Source organism: Oceanobacillus saliphilus (genome assembly GCF_023522835.1).
Taxonomy (GTDB): domain Bacteria; phylum Bacillota; class Bacilli; order Bacillales; family Amphibacillaceae; genus Oceanobacillus; species Oceanobacillus saliphilus.
This window is the reverse complement of sequence record NZ_JALCZU010000214.1, coordinates 1-259: the sequence shown is the minus strand read 5'-3', so window position 1 is coordinate 259 and position 259 is coordinate 1. Positions and strand designations below refer to the sequence as shown.

Annotated in this window: 1 protein-coding gene; it reads left to right on the top strand. The window is 46.3% G+C overall.

The window, feature by feature from the left end; translation table 11 throughout:
- Positions 1-259 (top strand): hypothetical protein (locus tag MN204_RS20955; RefSeq protein ID WP_249872979.1); only part of this gene is annotated, 259 nt, incomplete at both ends.

Genomic DNA, 259 nt, shown 5'->3' with positions numbered 1-259 from the left:
ATGGTGCTTGGTGGCGTGATGGTTGTGGGTGGTTTGAGTGCTGGTGCTGAAACAAACATTGCTTGGGACAAGGGACCTAAGATTGTTAACGTTTCAACGACACACAAGACGTTCAAGGATGCCCAAGTGCAAAATCTTGAGGTTGATGCCGGCAATAATCTTGTTGAAATCGTGCGTGGCACAGAGTGGGGTGTTAAGGCGACTGGTACATCAAACAAGGTGTTGACTGATTTGCAAGATAAGACATTGCGTATTGATG